The following is a 21,781-nucleotide window of genomic DNA, read 5'->3' on the forward strand; positions in this document are numbered from 1 at the left end:
TCAGACCTCCAGAATGGCTTTGATGGTGCCGGCGTCCGGGCGCAACCACTGCGGAAACAGCTCCGGTCCGTCGGCCAGTGCGCCACGATGCGTGATCAGCGCGTCGACCGGCACGCGGCCGGCCGCCAACTGGCGCACGACCTCGGCAAAATCGTCGGCCTGCGCGTTGCGGCTGGCAAACAGCGTCGCCTCGCGTTTGTGAAACTCGGGGTCCGAGAAGGTGATGTCCGTGCGCACGACGCTGACGAGCACGTATCGCCCGGCATGCGCGAGGAAACCGAAGCCGCGCTGCATGGCGGTGGCATTGCCGGTCGCGTCGATGACGACGTCGAAGAAGTCGCCGCCCGTCATTCGCGACGCCTCTGCCTCCGCCGACGCATCGGCCCTGATCGTCGCATCGGCGCCCAGCCGGTCGAGGGTAAAGCCCAGGCGATCCTCGCGGACATCCATGACGGTGACATGGGCGCCGCGCGCCTTGGCGAAGATGATCGCCGACATGCCGATCGGCCCGGAACCGACCACGAGAACCCGGTCTGCCGCGGACACGCTGCCGCGCTTCACGCCATGCGCGCCGATGGCCAGGAACTCGATGGTGGCGGCGGCATCGAGCGAGGCGCTTCCGGCGGACACCACGTTTCCTTCCGGCACGCAGAGATATTCCGCCATGCCGCCATCGCGATGGACGCCGAGCACGGCGATGGTCTGGCAGGCATTCGACACGCCCTTGCGGCAGGCATGGCAGGTTCCGCAGGAGAGATAGGGCACGATATAGACGGCTTCGCCAGCTTTCAGGGCGCTGCCCTCGGGCGCGCGCTCCACGGTGCCCGAGAGTTCATGTCCCATGATCCGGGGATATTCGAGGAAAGGATGCTTGCCCTGGAAGATGTGGTAGTCCGTTCCGCAGATTCCGACGCGACGGATGCGGACGAGCACCTCGCCCGGCGCCGCCACGGGAACGGGACGGTCGATGACCGAAAGACGGCCGGGCTCGTTGCAGATCAGGGCTTTCATGACATCACCTTAGCAGATCGTTCGTCGTCTCGTCTCGTCTCAGGGCAGAAGCCGGAAGACCCGGCTTCTAGAATAGCGTCGTCATCAGGTCTGGGCAGGGTCGCCGTCGCTCAAGCCTTGGCCCTTCCCGTCTCGATCGTGGCGTCGCTCTGTGCGGCGACGAGGTTGCGCAAAATCGGTGCCGGAGGCGTTTCACCCGACTGTGCGACCCAGGCCAGGAAGGCCGCGATGCGCCGCTCGATCTTGACGCCGTGGTTCTGAGCGATGTCGGCCACGCGATGATCGAGAAACGGGTTGTCGAACCGTTCGAGTGTGACATCGACATAGGCCTTGGCCGCGTCGGCCATGCCGTGTGCGCCAAAGCCCGGCACGACCTCCTGCCGATAGACGGCGAGCAGCCGTTCGCGAATGGCGGCATCCTGCAGGAGGGCCCGGACCGTTTCGTCCGGCGCGCGGCCTTCGCGCAGCCAGATCTCTGCGAGAACGGTGTGGCCGAGGTTGAGGATGTGCAGTTTCAGCCGTTCGAAGGATTCGAGATCGTCCGTCAGGACGACCGAGGGATGGTGAAACGGCAGCGACAGCCCCGGCTTGGCCTCGATCGCCCAGAGGGCGTAGGGCTCGGCCACCGCGCCGACGGGTTCGATCGGCTCGGAAACGATGCGGTCCACCAACGTGTTGGCGAAAAGGATATCGGTCTCGACAGAGGCGCGGAACGCGTCGTCCGCGCCGGCGTCCGTGGCAAGCGAAAGGACCGCCTCTTTCAGCCTGTCGCCGTTGCGGTTCAAGAGCTCGCAGGGCAGCACGGTGAGCGGACCACCCTGCGACCGCCAGCGATGATGCAGCAATGCGGTGAGCTTGCCGACGAAGGAAGCAGGCACGCGGCCTGACAAAAGCGCCGCGCTGCGATCGCCTGCCGGCACCTCGTATCCGCGGTCGCCCGTATTCGAGACGACGAAGGCCGCGTCCGCGGCGAAAAGCGCTTTCAGCCTTGCCCAATCGGCCTCGGCCGAGAGACCGCCATCGACGGATGTGACCGCGATCCGACGCTCGACCCTTTCGCCGGCTTCGATGCCGCGAATGATGACGGGGTACCCTTCGGGTCGGCCGAAGGCTGCGACGCGACCGGCACGCTCCGGGGCGCCCGACACCTGCACGATGGTGATGGGTCCGATCGCCTGACCGGCCTCCCGCGCCTCGTGAACGAAAAGATCGACATGCGCCTGGAGAAATCGGCTCGTTCCGAACTGGATGATCCGGGTGCTCACGTGCGCATGGTCCTGACGCGGAGCACCAACCCGATGGTCCCGTCGCTCCGTCTTTTCGTCATGCGCTTGACCCTCCCCGGTCTTCCTTGCATTTTATATGCAAAGAGCAAGGCGGCGCGCAACGTTTTATTGTGTTTGCTTGATGCAATAGACAGGATGGGCTGCTGACGAAACAGGCTGGGAGGCACTGGGGTGAAAGGGAATGCCGTCTACAAGCGGAGCTACAATGGCTGCCTTTCGATCTGCGAGACCCTTGCGCCTGGCGCCGAGATGCCGTCCGAAAACGAGATTTCGCAGTCTCTCTCGGTCAGCCGCACGACGATCCGGGCGGTCATGGCCGGGCTGGAAGCCGCGGGCATCCTCACGCGCCAGGGGGCATCGCGCCGTCTGACGCGTCGTCCCGAACCGACGGATGCCTTTCCCGATACGCAGACCGTGTCCACCAGCGCCACGGTCGAGCGGCGCTTCCTCGAATGGATCCTGCAAGGCCATATCGGCCCCGGCCATTTGCTGACGGCGGCGGAACTGGCGCGGCAATTCGGGACATCGACCACGATCATCCGCGAGCATCTGCCGCATTTCCAGCATTTCGGCCTCATCGAGCGACGGCCAAACAGCGCCTGGCTCTTCAAAGGCGTCACGCCGGCCTTCGCCCACGAGATCTATGACGTGCGCGAAATGTTCGAGCTGCGCGCGGCGCGCAGCTTCATCGCCCTTCCCGATCCGTCACCGCCCTGGCAGCGCATGCGGACGATCGAGAGAGAACATCGGGCGCTGCTGGCGGACATCGACACGGGCTATGCCCTGTTTCCGGATCTGGACGAGCGCCTCCACCGCACGGTGCACGAAACCGCCGACAATCGCTTCATCAAGGATTTCTACGACATCATCTCGATGCTGTTTCACTACAACGCGCAGTGGGACGCCGAGGACGAGAAGCAGCGCGCCTTTACGGCGCTGAGCGAACACCTCGCCTATATCGAGGCTCTGCTGCGCCGCGACCTGAAGGCGATCGACCGTGCCTGCCGCCAACATCTGAAGACGGCTCGCTCCAATCTGCTGCGCTCCATCGAGCTGCGCCTGAAGAAGCCGCCGTCGCTCTGAACGTTTCCAGTATCGATCACGCGGATGAATCGGACGCCTAGGATCGATTCATAAGTTTGGTTGGACGCTGCAGGGCTGCCGGGCGATTCTTGTGGCATGAGCCAGCACCCCTTCTATCTCTACATCGAGCGCACCCAGCCTGCGAAAAATATGGCCCGGTTCTATGCCCTCTCGATCGAACCATCTCTGTTCGGGAAGACGTCCCTGGTGCGTCGTTGGGGTCGGATCGGGACCACGGGACGCGAGAAGATCCATCTTTTCGAGAACGAGGCAGACGCCGTGACGCTGTTCCTGGCCGTCGCGCGCCGGAAGCGAGATAGAGGCTACGTGCCGAGAGCCGTGAAATCCAATCACGCCGCCGCCGCGTATTGCCTTGCGTGACCGAGACTCAGACCTGGCAATTTCGCAGATTCTCATATGGCCGGAACAAAGGGCGGTACGAGGGCATTGTGAGGTGCCGTTGTAACTGCCTTCTTTTCGGCGCCTGGAGTACGCATGAGCCAGAAAGACGATTGGCATCTGACGGAAATCCTCGATTACGAGCATGGCCGCGGTGACCCGTTTGCCGCAGCTGTCCGCGCGACGCGTATGGCGATGGTCATTACCGATCCCGCGCAGCCCGATAATCCGATCGTCTTCTGCAACGAGGCGTTCCAGCACCTGACCGGTTACAGCCGCGAGGAGATCATCGGCCGGAACTGCCGTTTCCTACAGGGCGAAGGCACAGACCGGTCCAGCGTCGCAAGGATCCGTGCCGCCATCGATGCCGCGGAAAGCATTCACGTTGATCTGCTGAACTACCGAAAGGACGGCTCGACCTTCTGGAACGCTTTGTTCCTCAGCCCCGTTCGCGGCGAAAGCGGCGATGTCCAGTTCTTCTTCGCCTCTCAACTCGATGTGACCGACCGCGTCATGGCACAGGAGACGATCGCCGCTCAGAAGGCGGCCGTCGACAGCGAGGTGAAGCGCCGGACGGCCGATCTCGAAAAAGCGCTGGAAGCCAAGACCCTGCTGCTTCACGAGGTCGATCATCGCGTCAAGAACAACCTGACGATGATCGGCGCGCTGCTGCGGCTGCAGGTCCGCTCGATCGACGATGCGGATATACGCGCAAAGCTCGAGACCATGATGGAGAGGATCGATGCGCTGGCCACCGTTCACCGCCGGCTCTACCAGGCGGATGACGTGACGCGCTTCGACGTTGCCGCCTTCGCCGCCAATCTCGCCTCCGACGTGATCGGCGCAAGCGGCCGCAGCAATATCCGCCTGCGATGCGATATCGAGCCGATCGAAGTGCGTTCCGAGCATGCTTCGGCGCTCGGACTGATCCTCAACGAAGTTCTCACCAACGCCATCAAGCATGGGCTGCGGGAGAACAGGGCGGGATCGGTTTCCATCTTCGCGACGCGAGACGGCGAGGAAGCCACCTTGTCGATCGAGGACGACGGCGTCGGTCTGATCATGGATCCGGCGTCCTCAGGCCTCGGCCATGCCTTGATCAAACGCCTGTCGCCGCAAAGCGGCACGACCGTCGCCTGGGACCGCCTGCCGACGGGCACCCGCGTGACGTTGAGAATACCGGAAATGGAGCACACATCATGACCCCCTCCCCCACACCCTTCAAGGCTTTGCAGGTGCTCATCGTCGAGGACGAGCCCCTGTTGGCGATGGATGTGGAGATGATGGTCGAGGAAGCGGGCCACAGCGTCGTCGGCGAGGCTGCATCGCTCTATGAGGTCGAGGCAATGCCGACCGAGCCGGCGCCGGACCTTGCTTTGGTCGATATGCAGCTTGCCCGCGGCACCAACGGGCTCGATGTTTCGCGGCTGATCCAGGACCGCTGGCCGTCTGCCGTTATCGTGTTCGTCACCGCGAACCCGAAGAAAATTCCGGAGGATTTTTCCGGCGCGCATGGCGTCATCGCCAAGCCGTTTTCCCGAAGCGGGTTCATGTCTGCGCTCAACTACCTCGGCGAAGGCATCGCCGATCCGCCACCTGCGTCCAGCCAACCGTCGAGCTTCGTCGCCGCGCCATCGGTGCTCGAAATCTGGTCGGCCAGATCCCAGATGGACGGATAGGTTCGAAGGAAGGGAGCGCCACTCGAGCTCTCTCGCAAGAAACGCCGGAGCGCACCTACTCCGTTTGCTGAAGCTGCGTCAGCAGAGCCTGCATTTTCACAACGAGGCCCGACGGTGCGTAATCGACATCCGTGCCGCCGGAGCCTGCCAGGCCCATGCGCAGCAGCTTCGAGCCGAAGCCTTTACGCTCGGGCGGCGTGACCGACGGTCCATCGGTCTCCTGCCACGTCACGTGCAACGAACGTTCCGGGCCCTTCCCCTCGATCAGCCAATCGATCGCGACGCGGCCATGCTCGTTCGACAAGGCGCCGTATTTGACCGCATTGGTGCCGAGTTCGTGCAACAGCAAGGCGAGCGACAGCGCACCCTTCGGCCCGACGATCGTGCGGGGGCCGCGCAGATCGAACCGTTCCGCAGGGGCCACGCTTTCGAGCGTGGTCGCCATGATCGCCTGGATGGGCGCCGAATCGTGATTGTCGTGCAGCAGGACGTCATGGGCACGGCTGAGCGCATGCAGCCGCTTCTCGAAGGTGCGGACGTGCGCCTGCTCGGTCACCGGTCGCAGGGTCTGCGTCGCGATGGCCTGCACCATGGCGAGCATGTTCTTCAGCCGGTGCGCCATCTCCCGGTTGATCAGTTCCTTCTCGGCCTCGACCACCTTGCGGTCCGAAATGTCCGTCACGGCGACGACGGCGCCCGAAAGTTCGCCCGATAGATCCTTGATCGCCTCGCCCACGATCGAGAGCCAGGTCTTGCTGCCGTCCGGCCGGTGATAGAGCACCTCGGCCTTGGCGCGGTCGCACTCCCAGGCCATGATCCGCGCCAACGGATAGTGTCGCGGGTCGAAAGGCGAGCCGTCATGGTTGGTGGCGACGAAGATGTCGTAGTCCTCGACCGATCGTGCTGCCGTCGCATCGTGACCCAGCAATTGCTGTGACCGTTCGTTCTGGAGGATGATGCGACCCGTCGGCGCCTCGGCCAGAAGGACGCCGACCGGCATGGTATCGATGATCGTGGAGAGCTGTCTCTGCTGGTCGCGAAGTTCGGCTTCGAGCTTCAGCCGCTCGGTCACCTCGACGAAGAGAACGACGAAGCGTTCCTGGTCGAGAGGCTGCGCATGCCCCTCGTACCAGCGACCGGTCTCGCCGACCTGCCGCACGAAGACGAGCGGTTCCCCGGATCGGACGACCTCTGCAAACGCGGGAATCCACGCGTCTTCGGCCCCTGCAAAAACGTCCCGAACCGTTCGCCCGACGGCAGAGGACGGCGCGACGCCGACGAGATCGCCCCAGGCTCGGTTGACCTCGACATAGCGCCAGTCGATCACCTCGCCATCGCTGCGGCGGATGAGTTCGCCGAGGATGAACCCTTCCTCCAGCTGCTCGAAGAGCCCGCGCCAATGCGCCTCGCTCTTCTGCAGGCGTTCTTCCGCCTGTTTGCGGGCGGTCACGTCGGAAAAAACGGAGGCGATCTGGTCCGCACCGATCCGCCGGATGCGGTTCTCGAACCATTTTCCGCCGATTTCGGTGGCCCTGTTCACGTGGACGATCGGCTCGCCATGCTCGAAAACCGTGCGATAGGCCGGCATCATGTCGTCGAGAACCCCCGGCGCGACCTGCGAGAGCGTCGCCCCGCGGACCGTGTTCGGCGTCATCCCCGTCAGACGCTGGAAGGCCGGATTGACGTCCTCGAAGCGGATGTCGACGATATCGCCGGTGGCGTCGCGCACGGCGCTGGCGACGTAATAGCCCTCCTGCATGTCGTGAAAGAGCGAGCGATACATGAGTTCGGAAACGCCGACCTCGATCTGCTTCTCGACGACGTTTGCAAGCGTTTCCAACGCGTGTCGGTCCCGCTCCACCCAAATGCGTGGCTTGGTATCGATCGCCGCGAGCGCGCCGATGAGCTGCCCGTCCGGCAGACAGATGGGAACGCCGAGATAGGCGACGACGCCGAGATCATCGATCGCCATATTGTCGCGAACAAGGTCGTCGATCCGCGCGTCCTCGATCGTCAGAACGGCGTTCGTGCTCACGACATGCTGGCAGAAAGAGTGGGTGATCGGTGTCTCGCCCAGCGACGCCCAAGGTTCCGGTAGGCCGCAATGTCCGGCAAAGACCTGTCGTTTCTCGTCTACGATGGAAATGATGGCGACGGGAACGCCGAGTGCGACGCGAACGTGCTCGGTCAGATGTCCGAATTGTTCGTTTCCGGCCTTGTCGAGAAGGCCACTGCGACGGATCGCGGCGATGCGTTGGGCGGCAAGTTCTTCGGCGTTCATCCTGACCTTGTCGACCTTGATACGATCGATCTTCCCGGACCCGCGCCAGAGGGACTATCCAGCGGCTGCGACGTTCGGCTGAGACATACGACCGAATGCCGGTATTTCAAGCATGTTCTGAAGGAAACATGCGTCCGGCCCCGTCGATGGCGACGAAGAACGGCAAAAATGTCGATCTGTGGTGAACCGCCGGTCTTCGCGCGCGGGACCGGATCGTCTGGCGCGGCACCGCCTAGCCGAGGATATCCATCGCCCAAGCCTGACGCCCGAGGCGGATCGAGGCGGTCGCGGGTCTCAATATCAGCAGGCCGCCGCAGAGCGAACCCGTCGTCACGACAGTGCCCCGTCGCAATGTCTCTGCCGGGCGGTGCCCGTCATTGGCATAGGCAACGAGGGCGGCCAGCGGGTCTTTGTCCGGATGCCGGCCCGGCGCATCGAAGAGAGACTGGTCGCCCGCTGTGACCTGCAGATGTTCCGCATCATGATCTTCATCGAGGACTGCGACATCGAGTGCCGGTCCGAGACGGTAACCGGCATTGCTCATGAGGTCCGCAACCAGAAAGCCCGTTCGGCCCTGCGGCCCGCCGACATAACGGCTGCGGACGAACTCGATCCCCATGCGCACGTTCGAGATCGCCTCCCGGATCTCCTGCCGGCTGTAGGACTGCGCCCGCACCGGGAGATCGCGGCCGAGAACGATCGCGATCTCGACTTCCAGCTTCACCTCGGGTTGATAGGGAAAGCTGGCGGTCTCGGTGGCTGACAGAAGCGGTGCGCTCAGCACGCCGTCGTCGCGCAGCGAGAGCTTGCAGCCTTGCGGTGTAACGCCGAGCTGACCAATCACGGCCGACTGGATGGCGTAGGCCTCCGCGAGGTCCGGTTGCGAGATGGCGTCGCCGTCGATCGTCCCGTCGTTCCGGATGGCCTCGACCAGAATGTCTGCCAGATCCCTGCCCATGTGCGCCTCGCTTCTCTGTTCTCGATCGTAGCGGTACAATCCGGACGTCGTCCCGGGATCAGGCCTTGCGATCTCTATGGATCGGCTCTGCCACGAAAGGTCCGCCCTGGTAAAGTGCGGCCGGGTCGTCTTTCGGGGGCATGGGGATCGCCGCGTCGAGTTCTCCCCGGAATGTCTCGGCATTGTCCTTCGGACGCCAGCCGAGATAGGCGGCTGCGCTGTTGTCCCACCAGGAGCAATCATTGTTCGAGACGCCCCAGATGATCGGGCAACCGAGCATCGGCGCATGGAAGACCCGGCCGATCAGAGCCTCGAAATCGTCGAACGACATCCAGGTTGCCAGCATCCGATGATTTCTCGGCTTTTCGAAGCAGCTGCCGATGCGGACCAGCGCCGTCTCCTGGCCGAATTTCTCATAATACATCCGCGCCAGAGCTTCGCCGAAGCATTTGGAGACGCCGTAAAGCCCGTCGGGCCGCATCGGCGATCGGGTGTCGATATGCTCGTCCTGCCGGTAGAAACCGATCGTGTGGTTGGAGCTGGCAAAGAGAATCCGTGGCTGTCCATGCGCCTGCGCGGCCTCGTAGAGATTGTAGAGGCCGGCAATGTTGGCGTTGAGGATCTTGGAGAACGTGTCCTCGACCGAGATGCCGCCGAGATGCAGAATGCCGTCGCAGCCCTCGACCAGCGCCATCACCGCATCGGCATCGCCGAGGTCGCAGGGCATCAGTTCCTCGTTCGGCGCGGCATCTCCGAGATCGGCGATGTCCGACAGCCGAACGATGTCCGCCAACTTGCCCAGTCGTTCGCGCATCGCACGGCCGAGGCCACCTGCAGCGCCCGTTACCAGCAGTCGTTTCAACGGCAATTCCTCCTCTGTTGTCAAACTTATCATACAGGTTGCTGGAATCGCGTCAACAGATCGGCTATATCAGTGGCGTCGGATGCACGTATACTGCATCGAATTTCAGTCGGGGACGTGAAGAATGAACAGGACCGGCGCCATGGGACGCACCCTGACGGCAAAGCTCGGCGAGAGCCTGCGCGCAGCGATCGTCGATGGCCAGTTTCCACCCGGCACCAAGCTTCCGAGCGAGGCGCAACTGGGAAAATCGCATGGCGTCAGCCGGACCGTGGTGCGTGAGGCGATCGCCAGCCTGCGCGCCGATCGTCTGGTGGACACACGCCAGGGTGCCGGCGTCTTCGTGCTGGAGCCTCCGCAGCCGATGATTCCCGCAGCGCTTTCGCTGCAGAATGTCGATCCGGCGCGCGTCTCCTCCATGATCGAGGTTTTGGAACTCCGAACCGCTGTCGAGGTCGAATCAGCCGGTTTGGCGGCACTTCGTCGCTCCCCGCTTCAGGAAGAGGTCATTCTCGAACGCCATTATGCCGTTCGCGCCTGCCTGGAAGCGGGCACGTCGAGTTCGGAGGCCGACTTCGCGCTCCACCTTGCGATCGCCGAGGCGACGAACAATCCCCGCTTCCGCGATTTCCTGTCGATGATCGGCGCCAGCGTCATTCCGCGCGCCGCTTTGCGGACGGGTGAGGAGGAGGTCGACCAGACAGCCTATCTCAAACTGATCGACGAAGAGCATCGCGCCATCGTGTTCGCCATCTCCAATGGCGACGAGGATGCGGCGCGCGAGGCCATGCGGCGCCATCTGCGCGGCAGCCAGACGCGATACCGCTCCCTGCTGCGCGAGAGCCGCAAAGCTGTATGACAGGTTATTGACACCCGTCTGACGAACTTGTAGATCTTGGGGTGCCGGAGGAGGCAAAGAGGATACCCCGATGAACCCGCAAGACGTAAAGCGCGCGCTTGGCGCCGGCCTGTTGTCATTTCCCGTGACCCATTTCGATGGAAACGGCGTTTTCCAGGCGGAGAGCTATCGCCGGCATGTCGAATGGCTTGCCGGCTTTCCCGCACCCGTCCTGTTTGCGGCCGGCGGCACGGGCGAGTTCTTCTCGCTCGCCCCCCGTGAAATCCCCGACATCATCCGGGCTGCAAAGGAAGCGGCCGGCAAGACCGCCATCGTGTCCGGCTGCGGCTACGGCACGGAGATCGCGATCGAGATTGCCCGCGGCGCGGAGAAGGCGGGCGCCGACGGCATCCTGCTGCTGCCGCATTATCTGATCGATGCGCCGCAGGAAGGCATCTTCGAGCATGTGCGCCGCGTCTGCCAGTCCGTCGGCATCGGCGTCATGGTCTATAATCGCGACAATTCGGTCATCCAGGTCGAGACGCTGCAAAGGCTTTGCGACGCCTGTCCGAACCTGATCGGCTTCAAGGATGGAACCGGGGATATCGGCCTCATCCGCCAGGTCTCTGCAACCATGGGCGACCGGCTGACCTATCTCGGCGGCATGCCGACGGCCGAGCTGTTCGCGGAAGCCTATCTTGCGGCCGGTTTCACCACCTATTCCTCGGCCGTCTTCAACTTCGTGCCGAAACTCGCCGTCGAATTCTACGATGCCCTGCGCGGTGGCGACCGGGCGCGCTGCGAAACGATCCTGAAGGATTTCTTCTACCCGTTCATGGCGCTGCGCAGCCGCCGGAAGGGCTATGCCGTTTCCGCCGTCAAGGCCGGTGTCCGGTTGCAGGGCTTCGATGCCGGCGCCGTCCGCCCTCCCCTTTCCGACCTGACGGCCGAAGAAGAGGGCATTCTCGACCGGCTGATCGATCCCTGGAGGCGCTGAGGTGAAGATCGCGGCCGTCCACACCCATCTTCTGGAATATCGGCTGCCGACACCGTTCGAAAGCGCGTCGATGCGGTTCGACCGGCGGGCGCATATTCTGGTCGAGGTGGTCTGCGATAACGGCCTCGTCGGCTGGGGCGAATGCCTCGGCCCTGCCCGGCCGAATGCGGCGGTGGTCAAGGCCTATACGCAATGGCTGATCGGCGCCGATCCGCTGGAGACCGAGAAGATCTGGGCGGTGCTCTACAATGCGCTGCGCGATCAGGGCCAGCGCGGGCTGGCCATCACGGCCCTCTCCGGCATCGATATCGCGCTCTGGGACATCAAGGGCAAGCATTTCGGCGTGCCGGTCTCGACCCTGCTCGGCGGCCGCTTCCGCGAGAGCGTCAAGGCCTATGCCACCGGCAGCTTCAAGCGCGACGGCGTCAACCGTCTGGACGACAACGTCGCCGACATCACCCGCTACCAGCGCGAAGGCTTTCACGCGAGCAAGATCAAGATCGGTTTCGGCGTTTCGGAGGATCTCGCGATCGTGCGGGCGGTGCGCGATGCGGTCGGCCCGGATTTCCGGATCATGGTCGATGCCAATCACGGTTACGACGCGCTGGATGCCATCCGCTTCGGCAATGCGGCGGCCGAGCTGGATATCGATTGGTTCGAGGAGCCGGTCGTGCCGGAGCAGCTTGCGGCCTACCGCGAGGTGCGCCATCGCCAGCCGATCCCCGTTGCCGGCGGCGAGACCTGGCACAGCCGCTGGGGCATGCGCGAACCGATCGAGACCCGCGCGGTCGATATCCTCCAGCCCGATCTCGCCGGCACCGGCGGTTTTACCGAGGCCCGGCGCATCGCGGATCTCGCAGCGCTTCATGGCGTCCGCGTCGTGCCGCATGTCTGGGGCACGGCCGTGCACATCGCCGCCGCCCTCCAGTTCATGGCGGCGATGGTGCCGAGCCCGGTTCGCGTCAACCCGATCGAACCGATCCTCGAGTTCGACCGCACGGAAAATCCCTTCCGGCAGGCGGTGGTCAAGACGCCGATCGATCATGTCGGCGGCGTGGTCGCCATCCCGGACGGCCCGGGCCTCGGCATCGAGATCGATCGCGACGCGCTCACCGAATACCGCATGCCCGACGCCGGAAAGGACATATAATGCTCGTCAGACCCCTCTCAGGAGCAAAACCGGCGTTCGCGTTTCCCGCGGGTGCGGTCGATGCGCAGATGCATATGTACCTGCCGGGGTATCCCGCGCTGCCGGGCGGACCGGACCTTCCCGCAGGCAGTCTTCCCGATGCCGATCAGTACCGCGCCTTCATGGCCTGGCTCGGTATCGACCGCGTCATCATCACGCAGGGCAATGCCCACCAGCGCGACAATGGCAATCTCCTTGCTTGTCTCGATGAAATGGGGGACGTCGCGCGCGGCGTTGCCGTCATCGACGAGACAACCAGCGAGAGCGAGCTCGACCGGCTCTCGGCCGCCGGCGTCGTCGGCGTCCGCATCATGGATCTTCCGGGCGGCGCCGTCGGTCTCGACGCGCTGGAAGCGGTGGACGCGAAGGCGGCGAGCCGCGGCTGGATGCTGGCCGTCCAGTTCGACGGCAACCGCATCCTCGACCATGCCCCGCGCCTGCAGGCGTTAAAGTCGCGCTGGGTGTTCGATCACCACGGCAAGTTTTTTGCCGGCGCCATGCCCGATGGCCCCGAGATCACGGCCCTGCGGCAGCTGATGGAGGGCGGCCGATGCTGGTTCAAATTTGCAGGCGTCTACGAATCCTCCCGCTCCGGCGGTCCGGATTACGCTGACGTGGCCGCGTTCTCGAAGGTTCTGACGGCCCATGCGCCGGAACGCATCGTCTGGGGAAGCAACTGGCCGCACAATCTGGCGAAGACGCAGGATACCTATCCCGATGACGTCGCCCTGGCGGACACGGTTCTCGGCTGGATCGGCGACGAAGCCGCCCTTCGTCAGGCGCTGGTCGACAATCCCGAAGAACTCTTCGGCCTTCCCGCATGGCAGGGCAGCCGAACGTAGGATCGATCGTCCGTTCGGCAGTGGAGTGCCGGACGATTCTTTAAAAAAGTGGAGGAGAACACATGAACATCGCAAGCAAGTTGATCATGGCGCTGGGCATCGCCCTCGCCGCATCGACCGCACAGGCGCAGGAAATCACCCTGCGCTCGGCGGACATCCATCCGGATGGCTATCCGACCGTCGAGGCGGTCAAATACATGGGCCAGCTGGTCTCTGAACGGTCCAATGGCCGCATCAAGATCGAGGTGTCCAACAATGCCGTGCTCGGCAACGAGAAGGACACGATCGAGCAGACCCGTTTCGGCGTCATCGACTTGAACCGCGTTAACGCAGCGCCGTTCAACAACCTGGTGCCGGAAACCACGGTGCTCGGCCTGCCCTTCCTGTTCCGCTCCACCGAGCATATGCATCACACGGTCGATGGACCGATCGGCGAGGAAGTGCTCAAGGCCTTCGAGCCGCACGGTCTCGTCGGTCTGGCCTTCTACGATAGCGGCGCCCGCTCCTTCTACACGACGAAGAAGCCGATCGAGAAACTGGACGATCTCAAGGGCATGAAGATCCGCGTCCAGCAGTCCGACCTCTGGATCGCCATGATGCAGGCCTTCGGTGCCAACCCGACGCCGATGCCGATGGGCGAAGTCTACTCGTCGCTGGAAACCGGCGTCGTGGATGGTGCCGAGAACAACTGGCCGTCCTACGAGTCCGCGCGCCACTACGAAGTTGCCAAGAACTACACGCTGACCGAACATTCCCTCAATCCCGAAATCCTGGTCATGTCCAAGATTTCCTGGGACAAGCTGACCCCCGAAGATCAGACGCTGCTGCGTCAGGCCGCGAAAGACTCCGTCGGCAAGATGCGGGAACTCTGGACGGCGCGTGAAAAGGCATCCGAGGAAAAGGTCCGCGCGGCCGGCAACAACATCATCAAGGTCGACAAGAAGCCCTTCGCCGATGCGATGAAGCCCGTCTACGACCGCTTCGTCACCGATCCCGCCATGAAGGACCTGCTCGAGCGCGTCCAGGCCGTTCAATAACATCCGCTAACGACAGGCCCCGTCTCGGGGCCTGTCGTCGCACGTGCCGGCGCGGGCATTTCACCGGCTCATTGGGAGGACTCTGCAATGCGGCATTTCATGTCGTCTGTGCGGCCCATTCTGGCCGCGCTCAACCGGACGGCGCTCTATCTCGCCGGTCTCGGTATCATCGTGATGACGTTGATCATCGGCTGGCAGGTTTTCGGACGCTATGTCCTCAACGACACGCCGAGCTGGTCGGAGCCGCTGTCGCTGCACCTCATGTCGTGGTTCATTCTCCTCGGGGCTGCCGTCGGCGTGCGCGAAAGCGTGCATCTCGGGCTCGATCTCGTGCACCACATGGTGTCGCCCGCCATCCAGAAAGTGATGGACCAGATCAGTCTCGGCCTGATCACCCTCTTTGGCATCGCCATGGCCTATTATGCGATCCTTCTGGCCGCCGGCACATGGAGCGCCCGCATTCCGGTTCTCGGCTGGCCGGGCGGGGTCGATTTCTTTCCCATGATCGTCGGCGGCGTGCTGATCGCCTTGTTTGCGGCGGAACGCTTCGTCGATGTCTCGCTCGGCCAGGAAGTCACCGACGTCGTCGTGCTGACGGAGGTCGCATAATGGCTTACACCATCCTTTTCGGCACCTTCGTCGTTTTGATGTTCATCGGCATGCCGATCGCCTTCTGCCTCGGCATCGCCTCGGTCGCCACGGTGCTCTACATGGGCCTGCCGCCCATCGTCGTGTTCCAGCAGATGAATTCCGGCATGAACGTCTTTGCCATGATGGCGATCCCGTTCTTCATCTTTGCCGGCGACCTCATGGTGCGCGGCGGTATCGCTAACCGGCTGATCCGGTTCGCCGCAGGCCTCGTCGGCCACCTCAAGGGCGGTCTTGGCCAGGTCAACATCGTGGCATCGACCCTCTTCGGCGGCATCTCCGGATCGGCCGTCGCCGATGCCTCGGCGGTCGGCGGACTGATGATCCCGCAGATGGCCGCGCGCGGCTACGACCGCGGCTATGCGGTCAACGTCACGGTGAACGCCGCGATCATCGCCCTGATGATCCCGCCCTCGCACAACATGATCCTCTATTCGATCGCTGCCGGCGGTAACGTCTCGGTCGCCGATCTCTTCACCGCCGGCATCATTCCAGGCATGCTGCTTGCCGGTGCCCTGATGATCACCGCCTATATCGTCGCCCGCCGCCGCGGCTACCCTTCGGAGCCGTTCCCCGGGTTCTCGAGGCTCGGCTATTACCTGCTTGCGTCCTTCCCCGGCCTGCTCCTGATCGGCATCATCTTCGGCGGCGTGCGCTCCGGCGTCTTCACGGCGACGGAAAGCTCGTGCATCGCGGTGCTCTATGCCTTCCTCGTCGCCACCCTCGTCTATCGCGAACTCGACTGGGCCGGCTTCATCGAGGCGGTGCTCGGTGCGGCGCGCACCACCTCCATGGTGCTGCTCGTCATCGGCACGGCGGCGGCCTTCGGCTGGCTGATGGCCTTCCTGCAGGTTCAGACCCTGATGATCGGTGCGATCAGCGCGATCTCCGACAATCCGATCATCGTCCTCCTGGTCATCAACATCATCCTGCTGCTGCTCGGGACCTTCATGGACATGGCGCCGATGGTGATCATCGCGACGCCCGTTCTCCTGCCCGTCGTCAAGGCGTTCGGCGTTGATCCGGTGCATTTCGGCGTGGTGATGATCCTCAATGCCGGGATCGGCCTGAACACGCCGCCGGTGGGGACCGTGCTCTTTGTCGGCTGCGCCGTCGGCGGCATTTCGATCCGGGAAGCGATGAAGACGATCTGGCCCTTCTTCGGTGCCAGCGTCGCGGTGCTGCTGCTGGTCACGTACATTCCCGCCCTCTCGCTCTGGCTGCCGGCCGTGTTCCGGTAAGCGTTTCACGCGGACAGTATTGCAACGAACGCCCTGCATCGCACCGATGCGGGGCGTTTTCGGGTTGGGCATCTGCACGCCCGCTTGCTGGCGAGCAACGTGCGGAGCCAAAATTTCGGGAACACCAGAAACGGAAAAAGCCTGCTGCGGGAGGAGGTGCAGCAGGCTTTTCCGAATATACCGAACACGGGCTGGGAGGAGGAGAGCCGGTGTTCGAACAGACGTCCCTGGGAGGAGGACGGGATCGTCTGAGGAACGAAGCTTTGCGGGAGGAGGTGCATCGCTTCGTTGGTGCCGAGTATACGGATCTCTGCCGGACTTCCCAGAGACGTCTTTGCAGTGCAGCCATGCGGTAGAAGCAGGTCTGGAACGAGGATCCGCTGTCAGGCGCGAAACCGGTCGAAGGCCGTCAGCCGGCGCATCGGCGGTTCCGCTTCCGCATAGCGATAGATCTCGTTGCGCAGGAAACGCAGTTCCTCATCGACGGCCTCTTCGGCGATCTCGATCCACCAGGACTTCGGGCGTCCGTCGCTGCCATCCGCCCAGCGATAGCCCCGCGCCTTCAGGTGATCCTTCATATCGAAGGGGCTATGTTCGGCATAGATCCGGACACGGCTGACCTGGCTCGCCTGATGCAGCTCGCAAAAGGCCGTGGGCACGCCATCGACAGCACGGTCGAGGACTTCGAGAAGCGCAAAGCAATCGTCCACCGCCCTATGGCCTTCGTGGAAGAACCCGGCCTGGCCGATGAGATAGCCGAGCTTGCTGCCCTCATAGCCGCGGGCCGACCAGCCGACCTCCGCATTCGAGCAGGCCCAGGCCTTGCGGCCGAAGAGCGGATGGAAGGTCTCGCAGAAGGGGCGATCGAAGGCTGCGTTGTGCGCGATGATCAGATCTGCGGGCGCGATCATCGCTTCCAGAGCAGGGATATCGATCTCCTGCCCGGCAACCATCTCGTCGGTGATGCCGGTGAGACGGGTAATCTCGGGCGGAATGGCGGCGAGAGGTTGCCGAAGACCGCCGAAAACGCCGGAGACGTCGCCGATCGCGCCGGCCTCGTTGTAGGTGAAGGCGATCGCACCGATCTCGATAATTTCGTTGCGGCGATGATCGAGGCCCGTCGTCTCCGTGTCGAGGATGACGCCGCGCAGCGGGAAGCCGGGACGAAGCACGCTTGCGACGGCGCGCGGCTCCAGCTTGCGCAGGACCCTGTAGCGTCCGGTCCCCGTCAGGTGCTCGACGAGGTTGGCCTCGGCGACCGGGCCTGTCGGAACCGCGGCCGGCCGCGCGCGCCGCGTTGCCGGTCGTGTCGTTTCGTGCGCCTCATGCGCAAACATGTCGAACTGCACTGCCATTGCCTGCCTCATCTGCCGATCGACCGGGGCGAAGACACCCGCTTGTTCTTTGAGTCTATGCGGACTCGCAGAGACCATTATAACGTCACGAAAGACTCACGTCAGGAGGAAGCCCTTGGAAACCACTGAAATCGGCAGCCGCAGCGATTTTGCGCTTTGGGCGATCCAGCGCGCGCAGGAGATCGTCACCAGCGAGGGTGCTGCCTTCGCCATTGCCGCGCGCGACATGAACGAGGAGGCTCTGGCGGCAACCGCCGCAGCGCTGGGCACGGCCATTTCCGAAGCGATGCTCGAAGTGTTCGACGGTCTGATCGGCGATTGACGAAGCTGAACCGCACCTATCCGTAAGTTTCCATCGATTTCAGTCGGATACGCCCTTCCCTTCACAGGGAACCGCTATATCTCCCTAACAAGCGTCCAGGAGGCATTTCCCGGAGGCCTTTTATGTAAGGAGTTGGGGTTATGGGAAGTTCTGCACTGATCAGCATTCTGATCACGTTTCTCGTCGTCGTTCTGGTTCTCTATCTCGTCGCGCGCCTGCCGATCGATGGTCGTGCCAAGCAGATCGTCCAGATCATCGTCATCATCATCGGCATCATCTCGCTGCTGAAGTATCTCGCTGTATTCTAGGCGACGGACGATCGACAGGATTACACAGGCTCGGCGTCTCGCCGGGCCTGTTTTCGTTGGTGCTAGTCGAATTTTTCCTGAGTGTCCGCCTGACCCATCACCCAGTAACCGGCGGCTTTCAGCCAGCCCTGCGGCAGGCCGCGTCGCTCGACTTCGCCTCGCAGGGCCCGTGTGACGGACGCTTCCGCGGCGATCCAGACGAAAGTGTCCGGTTCGATCGGGATCGTCTCCAGCAGATCAAGCAGCGGAGCCGGATCGTTCGCGGCCGACAAAGGTCGGTAAGCCCAGAGATCCTGGAGCGATGCATGGGTCTCGAAGGACTGCTTCTCCCGAGGGTTTGCCACGGCCACGAGGCTTGTGATCACGTGATCGCCTGCCGCTTCTTCGATCCGGCGACCGATCGCCGGCAGGGCCGTCTCGTCGCCGATCAGCAGCCAACGCTTGACGTCGGGAGAGATGACGGCGGAACCGCGCGGCCCGCCGATCCGAAGCGCGTCACCGATCTTGGCGTTCACGGCCCACCGCGTCGCCGGTCCGGCATCGTGAACCGCGAAGTCGATGTCAAGACGACCCGTCTCCGCATCAAAACGCCGGGGCGTATAGTCGCGGCGCTCTTCTCGGTCTGCCTCTGCGGAAAAGATGATCTTCACATGATCGTCAGGAGACAGGCTCGAAAACCCCGCGATTTCCTCGCCCGCCAGCGTGATCCGCAACATGGCAGGCGTGACGTGCGCGATGGCGACCACGGAAAGCGTTCGGCGCGTCAGCACATGGCGGACGCGGTCGATCTGCGGTGGCGGGCAGTGGTTTACGGTGGGAGTAAGCGTCATGAGCGAGTGTCCTTTCAGAACCGACGTCAGGCTGTTGCGACTGCGAATAAGGCAGGCATGTTTGACATTCAGATATATCGTGATATATCCACGATATGACAAATAATCAACAGACGTCCTCTTCTGAAACAGACACCCCGTCGTCTCTCACGCCTCGCGACGAGACGCAGGGATCCGCAACAGCATCGCCCGGCGAAACCTCTCACGATGAAAAACAGGAGCATCGGGGCAAGCACGAACGGCACGGGCACGGGCACGGGCACGGGCATGGGCGGGGTCATGGCCATCATCGCGATCACGGGCACCACGGCGATCCCGCGGGCCACGGCGAGCGTCACGGCAGGCATGGCCCTGATGGTGAACGACGCGGCGGGCGGCATCGTCTGTTCGACTACGGCGAATTCCGTCTCCTGCTTCTCGCGATGATCGCGGACCGCCCGAGCCATGGCTACGAGCTGATCAAGGCCGTCGAGGAGAGATCCGGCGGCAGCTATGTCCCGAGCCCGGGTGTCGCCTACCCGACCCTCGCCTGGCTCGACGATATGGGCTATGCGGTGATCGAGCCGGAAGAGAAGGGTCGTAAGCTCTACCGGATCACGCCGGACGGTCAGGTATTTCTCACCGAAAATCGCGAGCTGGCGGATATTCTGCTGTCCCGGCTATCGCCATCGGCCCGCGGGCATGTTCCGCCGCCGGTCCTGCGCGCCATGGAAAACGTCAAATTCGCGCTTCGCCTCCGCCTGAAGCAGGAGACGGTCGATGCCACGACGATCGAGGCGATTGCTGTCGCGCTCGATGCGGCTGCCAAGGCGATCGAGCGGAGCTGATCCCATAACGATAACCGGCCTCGGAGTGAGGCCGGTTTCTTGTGTTTGTGCGCTAACCGATGCGGATCAGTCGTCATAGACCGGGAGCTGGGCCGCAGCGGCCGCATCGATGTCCACCACGAGGCGCAGGCCATCCTGCTTTACCTTGGTGATATCGACCACACGATGTTCCCGGCCGAGATTGGCAGAGCGTTCGAAATCGATGGCGACGCCGGTCGGCGTCGAAGCGTCGGTTCCCACGACGTCCTCGATCTCGCCGATCTTCTCGCCGGCCGCGTTATAGACGTTCATGCTTTCCAGATCGTCCGCCGTAACGTTGAAGCCCGGAACCATCGTCTTTCCCGAAATATCGACGAGAGCGGTTGCCTGCGCCTGTGCAAAGGATGTGCCGGCACCGGCAAGAAGAGCAAGGGTCGCTGTCGTGATGAGGGTGTTGAGCTTTGTCATGGTGACTCCGTCCTGTCTGATGATGATGCTGGCCACGAAAGATGCGGCCTGCAGGTCAAGGAAGGCGCGAGGCATCCGATAGGTTCCCGCCGACGCATCGCTCACTGATCACAAAGGCGCGTGTGGCGATCACGGTGACGATCACGATGTTTCCAGTCTTGTCGTTTCCGTCGCCGCTCCGGATGTGTCGTGGCTCGCGTTGCACCATGTCGCACCGCCGCCGATCATGAGGCGATATCAGGACGAGAGAGCGTCGCCGGACAGGGTTTCGAGATGCACCCGCCGGCCATCCGGGCCGAAAAGATGCAGCCGCTCGGGCGGAAAGCCGACCGTCAGGCTCGCGCCCGGCGTCAGCAGCGCCCGGTCGCTGCTGAAGATCTTGAACGGCAATCCGTGGACCGTGAGATGCAGGATAATGCCGAGGCCGGTCGGTTCCACCAGTTCGACCGTCGCCGCCACGCCGCCGGCAGGCGGGCGGATCGTGACGTGCTCGGGACGGATGCCGAGAGTGACGGAGGTTCCCTCCGGCATATCCACGCGTTGACCGAGGGAGATCGTGGTGCCGTTCATGAGGCGGACGAGGCTCGTCCCGGTCTCGGAGACGATGCTGCCCTCCAGCATGTTCATGCCCGGCGAGCCGATGAAGCCTGCGACGAACAGATTGGCCGGGCGATCGTAAAGCTCGAGCGGCGCACCGATCTGCTGCACCTCGCCGGCGTTCATGGCGACGATGCGCGAGGCGAGCGTCATGGCCTCGATCTGGTCATGGGTGACATAGACGGAGGTGGCGCCGAATTCGGCATGCATGCGCTTGATTTCCGCGCGCATCTGTTCGCGCAGGCGCGCATCCAGATTGGAGAGCGGCTCGTCGAACAGAAAGGCCTTCGGCTGGCGGACGATGGCGCGGCCCATGGCGACGCGCTGGCGCTGCCCGCCGGAAAGCGCCTTGGGACGGCGTCCGAGATAGGGATCGAGGCCGAGCTTGGCCGAAGCCGCGGCCACGGCCGCCGCGATCTTTTCCTTGGGCGTGCGGCGCAGGCGCAGGCTGTAGCTCATATTGTCGGCGACGGTCATATGCGGGTAGAGCGCGTAGGACTGGAACACCATGGCGATGTCGCGGTCCTTCGGCTTGAGGTCGTTGACCTCGCGTCCGTCGATCGACATCGTCCCGGAGGAGATCGACTCCAGGCCCGCGATCATCCGCAGCAGGGTCGACTTGCCGCAGCCGGAAGGGCCGACGAGGACGATGAATTCGCCGTCTTCGATCGACAGATCGACGCCGTGGAGGACCGGGTGGTCTCCATAGGTCTTGACGATATCGCGCATTTCGATGGAGGCCAT

General features: G+C 63.4%; 24 protein-coding genes. 15 read left to right on the forward strand and 9 right to left on the reverse strand.

Annotated elements, in window-relative coordinates; all coding sequences use genetic code 11:
- Window positions 1-1,011, reverse strand: a complete 1,011-nt coding sequence (locus ASG39_RS16980) for a zinc-binding alcohol dehydrogenase family protein (RefSeq protein ID WP_062596157.1) — start codon at window positions 1,009-1,011, stop codon at window positions 1-3.
- Between the two features lie 110 nt (window positions 1,012-1,121).
- Window positions 1,122-2,276, reverse strand: a complete 1,155-nt coding sequence (locus ASG39_RS16985; protein ID WP_062596158.1) for a D-mannonate oxidoreductase — start codon at window positions 2,274-2,276, stop codon at window positions 1,122-1,124.
- A 192-nt stretch (window positions 2,277-2,468) separates the two neighbouring features.
- Between ASG39_RS16985 and ASG39_RS16990 the strand changes: the two genes are divergently transcribed.
- From ASG39_RS16990 to ASG39_RS17005, 4 genes are all read left to right on the forward strand, one after another.
- The gene (locus tag ASG39_RS16990) at window positions 2,469-3,380 is read left to right on the forward strand and encodes a GntR family transcriptional regulator (RefSeq protein WP_062596159.1); all 912 of its coding nucleotides are present in this window, start codon (window positions 2,469-2,471) and stop codon (window positions 3,378-3,380) included.
- Window positions 3,381-3,476: 96 nt separating this feature from the next.
- Window positions 3,477-3,761 (forward strand): WGR domain-containing protein, encoded by a 285-nt coding sequence (locus tag ASG39_RS16995; RefSeq protein ID WP_062596160.1) that lies wholly within the window; start codon window positions 3,477-3,479, stop codon window positions 3,759-3,761.
- 114 nt (window positions 3,762-3,875) lie between these two features.
- Window positions 3,876-4,982, forward strand: coding sequence for a PAS domain-containing protein (locus ASG39_RS17000; protein WP_062596161.1), 1,107 nt, complete (start codon window positions 3,876-3,878; stop codon window positions 4,980-4,982).
- The gene (locus ASG39_RS17005; protein WP_062596162.1) at window positions 4,979-5,458 is read left to right on the forward strand and encodes a response regulator; all 480 of its coding nucleotides are present in this window, start codon (window positions 4,979-4,981) and stop codon (window positions 5,456-5,458) included. The genes ASG39_RS17000 and ASG39_RS17005 overlap by 4 nt, the downstream gene beginning before the upstream one ends.
- A gap of 55 nt (window positions 5,459-5,513) precedes the next feature.
- Here ASG39_RS17005 and ASG39_RS17010 read toward each other — a convergent pair whose 3' ends face one another.
- From ASG39_RS17010 to ASG39_RS17020, 3 genes are all read right to left on the reverse strand, one after another.
- Entirely contained in the window at window positions 5,514-7,739 is a 2,226-nt protein-coding gene (locus ASG39_RS17010) for a PAS domain S-box protein (protein WP_062596163.1), read from the reverse strand.
- A 232-nt stretch (window positions 7,740-7,971) separates the two neighbouring features.
- Complete coding sequence (locus tag ASG39_RS17015; protein ID WP_062596164.1) at window positions 7,972-8,697, reverse strand: hypothetical protein; 726 nt, start codon at window positions 8,695-8,697, stop codon at window positions 7,972-7,974.
- A gap of 58 nt (window positions 8,698-8,755) precedes the next feature.
- Complete coding sequence (locus ASG39_RS17020) at window positions 8,756-9,559, reverse strand: NAD(P)-dependent oxidoreductase (RefSeq protein ID WP_062596165.1); 804 nt, start codon at window positions 9,557-9,559, stop codon at window positions 8,756-8,758.
- A 124-nt stretch (window positions 9,560-9,683) separates the two neighbouring features.
- On the opposite strand from ASG39_RS17020, the gene ASG39_RS17025 reads away from it, so the two are divergent.
- The 7 genes from ASG39_RS17025 to ASG39_RS17055 all read left to right on the forward strand — a co-directional run bounded on the left by ASG39_RS17025 (window position 9,684) and on the right by ASG39_RS17055 (window position 16,351).
- A complete protein-coding gene (locus tag ASG39_RS17025; RefSeq protein WP_062596166.1) occupies window positions 9,684-10,418 on the forward strand; it encodes a FadR/GntR family transcriptional regulator in 735 nt (244 codons plus the stop codon).
- A gap of 70 nt (window positions 10,419-10,488) precedes the next feature.
- A complete protein-coding gene (gene kdgD / locus ASG39_RS17030; protein ID WP_062596167.1) occupies window positions 10,489-11,394 on the forward strand; it encodes a 5-dehydro-4-deoxyglucarate dehydratase in 906 nt (301 codons plus the stop codon).
- A gap of 1 nt (window position 11,395) precedes the next feature.
- Window positions 11,396-12,544: a mandelate racemase/muconate lactonizing enzyme family protein gene (locus tag ASG39_RS17035; protein WP_062596168.1), complete on the forward strand. Its 1,149-nt coding sequence runs from the start codon at window positions 11,396-11,398 to the stop codon at window positions 12,542-12,544.
- Complete coding sequence (locus ASG39_RS17040) at window positions 12,544-13,425, forward strand: amidohydrolase family protein (protein ID WP_062596169.1); 882 nt, start codon at window positions 12,544-12,546, stop codon at window positions 13,423-13,425. Before ASG39_RS17035 ends, ASG39_RS17040 begins: the two co-directional genes overlap by 1 nt.
- 62 nt (window positions 13,426-13,487) lie before the next feature.
- Window positions 13,488-14,462 carry a TRAP transporter substrate-binding protein gene (locus ASG39_RS17045; protein ID WP_062596170.1) on the forward strand — a complete coding sequence of 325 codons (975 nt, stop codon included), beginning with the start codon at window positions 13,488-13,490 and terminating at the stop codon, window positions 14,460-14,462.
- An 87-nt stretch (window positions 14,463-14,549) separates the two neighbouring features.
- The gene (locus tag ASG39_RS17050; protein ID WP_062596171.1) at window positions 14,550-15,071 is read left to right on the forward strand and encodes a TRAP transporter small permease; all 522 of its coding nucleotides are present in this window, start codon (window positions 14,550-14,552) and stop codon (window positions 15,069-15,071) included.
- Entirely contained in the window at window positions 15,071-16,351 is a 1,281-nt protein-coding gene (locus ASG39_RS17055; RefSeq protein ID WP_062596172.1) for a TRAP transporter large permease, read from the forward strand. The genes ASG39_RS17050 and ASG39_RS17055 overlap by 1 nt, the downstream gene beginning before the upstream one ends.
- 383 nt (window positions 16,352-16,734) lie before the next feature.
- On the opposite strand, the gene ASG39_RS17060 is transcribed toward ASG39_RS17055, so the two are convergent.
- Window positions 16,735-17,706 carry a 3'-5' exonuclease gene (locus ASG39_RS17060; RefSeq protein WP_062596173.1) on the reverse strand — a complete coding sequence of 324 codons (972 nt, stop codon included), beginning with the start codon at window positions 17,704-17,706 and terminating at the stop codon, window positions 16,735-16,737.
- A 115-nt stretch (window positions 17,707-17,821) separates the two neighbouring features.
- Here ASG39_RS17060 and ASG39_RS17065 point away from each other — a divergent pair, with 115 nt between their 5' ends.
- The gene (locus ASG39_RS17065; protein WP_062596174.1) at window positions 17,822-18,028 is read left to right on the forward strand and encodes a hypothetical protein; all 207 of its coding nucleotides are present in this window, start codon (window positions 17,822-17,824) and stop codon (window positions 18,026-18,028) included.
- 140 nt (window positions 18,029-18,168) lie between these two features.
- Window positions 18,169-18,336, forward strand: coding sequence for a Thivi_2564 family membrane protein (locus ASG39_RS24265; RefSeq protein ID WP_092936807.1), 168 nt, complete (start codon window positions 18,169-18,171; stop codon window positions 18,334-18,336).
- Between the two features lie 62 nt (window positions 18,337-18,398).
- Here ASG39_RS24265 and ASG39_RS17070 read toward each other — a convergent pair whose 3' ends face one another.
- On the reverse strand, window positions 18,399-19,166 hold the full coding sequence (locus tag ASG39_RS17070; protein WP_062596175.1) for a siderophore-interacting protein: 768 nt from the start codon (window positions 19,164-19,166) through the stop codon (window positions 18,399-18,401).
- Between the two features lie 207 nt (window positions 19,167-19,373).
- On the opposite strand from ASG39_RS17070, the gene ASG39_RS24270 reads away from it, so the two are divergent.
- Complete coding sequence (locus ASG39_RS24270) at window positions 19,374-19,592, forward strand: hypothetical protein (protein ID WP_062596176.1); 219 nt, start codon at window positions 19,374-19,376, stop codon at window positions 19,590-19,592.
- Window positions 19,589-19,993, forward strand: coding sequence for a PadR family transcriptional regulator (locus ASG39_RS24275; protein WP_062596177.1), 405 nt, complete (start codon window positions 19,589-19,591; stop codon window positions 19,991-19,993). Before ASG39_RS24270 ends, ASG39_RS24275 begins: the two co-directional genes overlap by 4 nt.
- A gap of 66 nt (window positions 19,994-20,059) precedes the next feature.
- Here ASG39_RS24275 and ASG39_RS17085 read toward each other — a convergent pair whose 3' ends face one another.
- Together ASG39_RS17085 and ugpC are read right to left on the reverse strand one after the other, a co-directional pair.
- Window positions 20,060-20,440, reverse strand: coding sequence for a PRC-barrel domain-containing protein (locus ASG39_RS17085; RefSeq protein ID WP_162242445.1), 381 nt, complete (start codon window positions 20,438-20,440; stop codon window positions 20,060-20,062).
- Between the two features lie 237 nt (window positions 20,441-20,677).
- Complete coding sequence (gene ugpC, locus ASG39_RS17090) at window positions 20,678-21,781, reverse strand: sn-glycerol-3-phosphate ABC transporter ATP-binding protein UgpC (protein WP_062596179.1); 1,104 nt, start codon at window positions 21,779-21,781, stop codon at window positions 20,678-20,680.

The sequence above is a fragment of the Rhizobium sp. Leaf371 genome (assembly GCF_001424045.1).
Lineage (GTDB): Bacteria > Pseudomonadota > Alphaproteobacteria > Rhizobiales > Rhizobiaceae > Ferranicluibacter.

What these genes read in the sequence shown, in the direction of transcription:
- ASG39_RS16980 (WP_062596157.1), bottom strand. Translation starts at nt 1,011, where the DNA reads ATGAAAGCCCTGATCTGCAACGAGCCCGGCCGTCTTTCGGTCATCGAC.
- ASG39_RS16995 (WP_062596160.1), top strand. Translation starts at nt 3,477, where the DNA reads ATGAGCCAGCACCCCTTCTATCTCTACATCGAGCGCACCCAGCCTGCG.
- ASG39_RS17000 (WP_062596161.1), top strand. Translation starts at nt 3,876, where the DNA reads ATGAGCCAGAAAGACGATTGGCATCTGACGGAAATCCTCGATTACGAG.
- ASG39_RS17005 (WP_062596162.1), top strand. Translation starts at nt 4,979, where the DNA reads ATGACCCCCTCCCCCACACCCTTCAAGGCTTTGCAGGTGCTCATCGTC.
- ASG39_RS17010 (WP_062596163.1), bottom strand. Translation starts at nt 7,739, where the DNA reads ATGAACGCCGAAGAACTTGCCGCCCAACGCATCGCCGCGATCCGTCGC.
- ASG39_RS17015 (WP_062596164.1), bottom strand. Translation starts at nt 8,697, where the DNA reads ATGGGCAGGGATCTGGCAGACATTCTGGTCGAGGCCATCCGGAACGAC.
- ASG39_RS17025 (WP_062596166.1), top strand. Translation starts at nt 9,684, where the DNA reads ATGAACAGGACCGGCGCCATGGGACGCACCCTGACGGCAAAGCTCGGC.
- kdgD (WP_062596167.1), top strand. Translation starts at nt 10,489, where the DNA reads ATGAACCCGCAAGACGTAAAGCGCGCGCTTGGCGCCGGCCTGTTGTCA.
- ASG39_RS17040 (WP_062596169.1), top strand. Translation starts at nt 12,544, where the DNA reads ATGCTCGTCAGACCCCTCTCAGGAGCAAAACCGGCGTTCGCGTTTCCC.
- ASG39_RS17045 (WP_062596170.1), top strand. Translation starts at nt 13,488, where the DNA reads ATGAACATCGCAAGCAAGTTGATCATGGCGCTGGGCATCGCCCTCGCC.
- ASG39_RS17050 (WP_062596171.1), top strand. Translation starts at nt 14,550, where the DNA reads ATGCGGCATTTCATGTCGTCTGTGCGGCCCATTCTGGCCGCGCTCAAC.
- ASG39_RS17055 (WP_062596172.1), top strand. Translation starts at nt 15,071, where the DNA reads ATGGCTTACACCATCCTTTTCGGCACCTTCGTCGTTTTGATGTTCATC.
- ASG39_RS17060 (WP_062596173.1), bottom strand. Translation starts at nt 17,706, where the DNA reads ATGGCAGTGCAGTTCGACATGTTTGCGCATGAGGCGCACGAAACGACA.
- ASG39_RS24265 (WP_092936807.1), top strand. Translation starts at nt 18,169, where the DNA reads ATGGGAAGTTCTGCACTGATCAGCATTCTGATCACGTTTCTCGTCGTC.
- ASG39_RS17070 (WP_062596175.1), bottom strand. Translation starts at nt 19,166, where the DNA reads ATGACGCTTACTCCCACCGTAAACCACTGCCCGCCACCGCAGATCGAC.
- ASG39_RS24270 (WP_062596176.1), top strand. Translation starts at nt 19,374, where the DNA reads ATGAAAAACAGGAGCATCGGGGCAAGCACGAACGGCACGGGCACGGGC.
- ASG39_RS24275 (WP_062596177.1), top strand. Translation starts at nt 19,589, where the DNA reads ATGATCGCGGACCGCCCGAGCCATGGCTACGAGCTGATCAAGGCCGTC.
- ASG39_RS17085 (WP_162242445.1), bottom strand. Translation starts at nt 20,440, where the DNA reads ATGACAAAGCTCAACACCCTCATCACGACAGCGACCCTTGCTCTTCTT.
- ugpC (WP_062596179.1), bottom strand. Translation starts at nt 21,781, where the DNA reads ATGGCCTCCATCGAAATGCGCGATATCGTCAAGACCTATGGAGACCAC.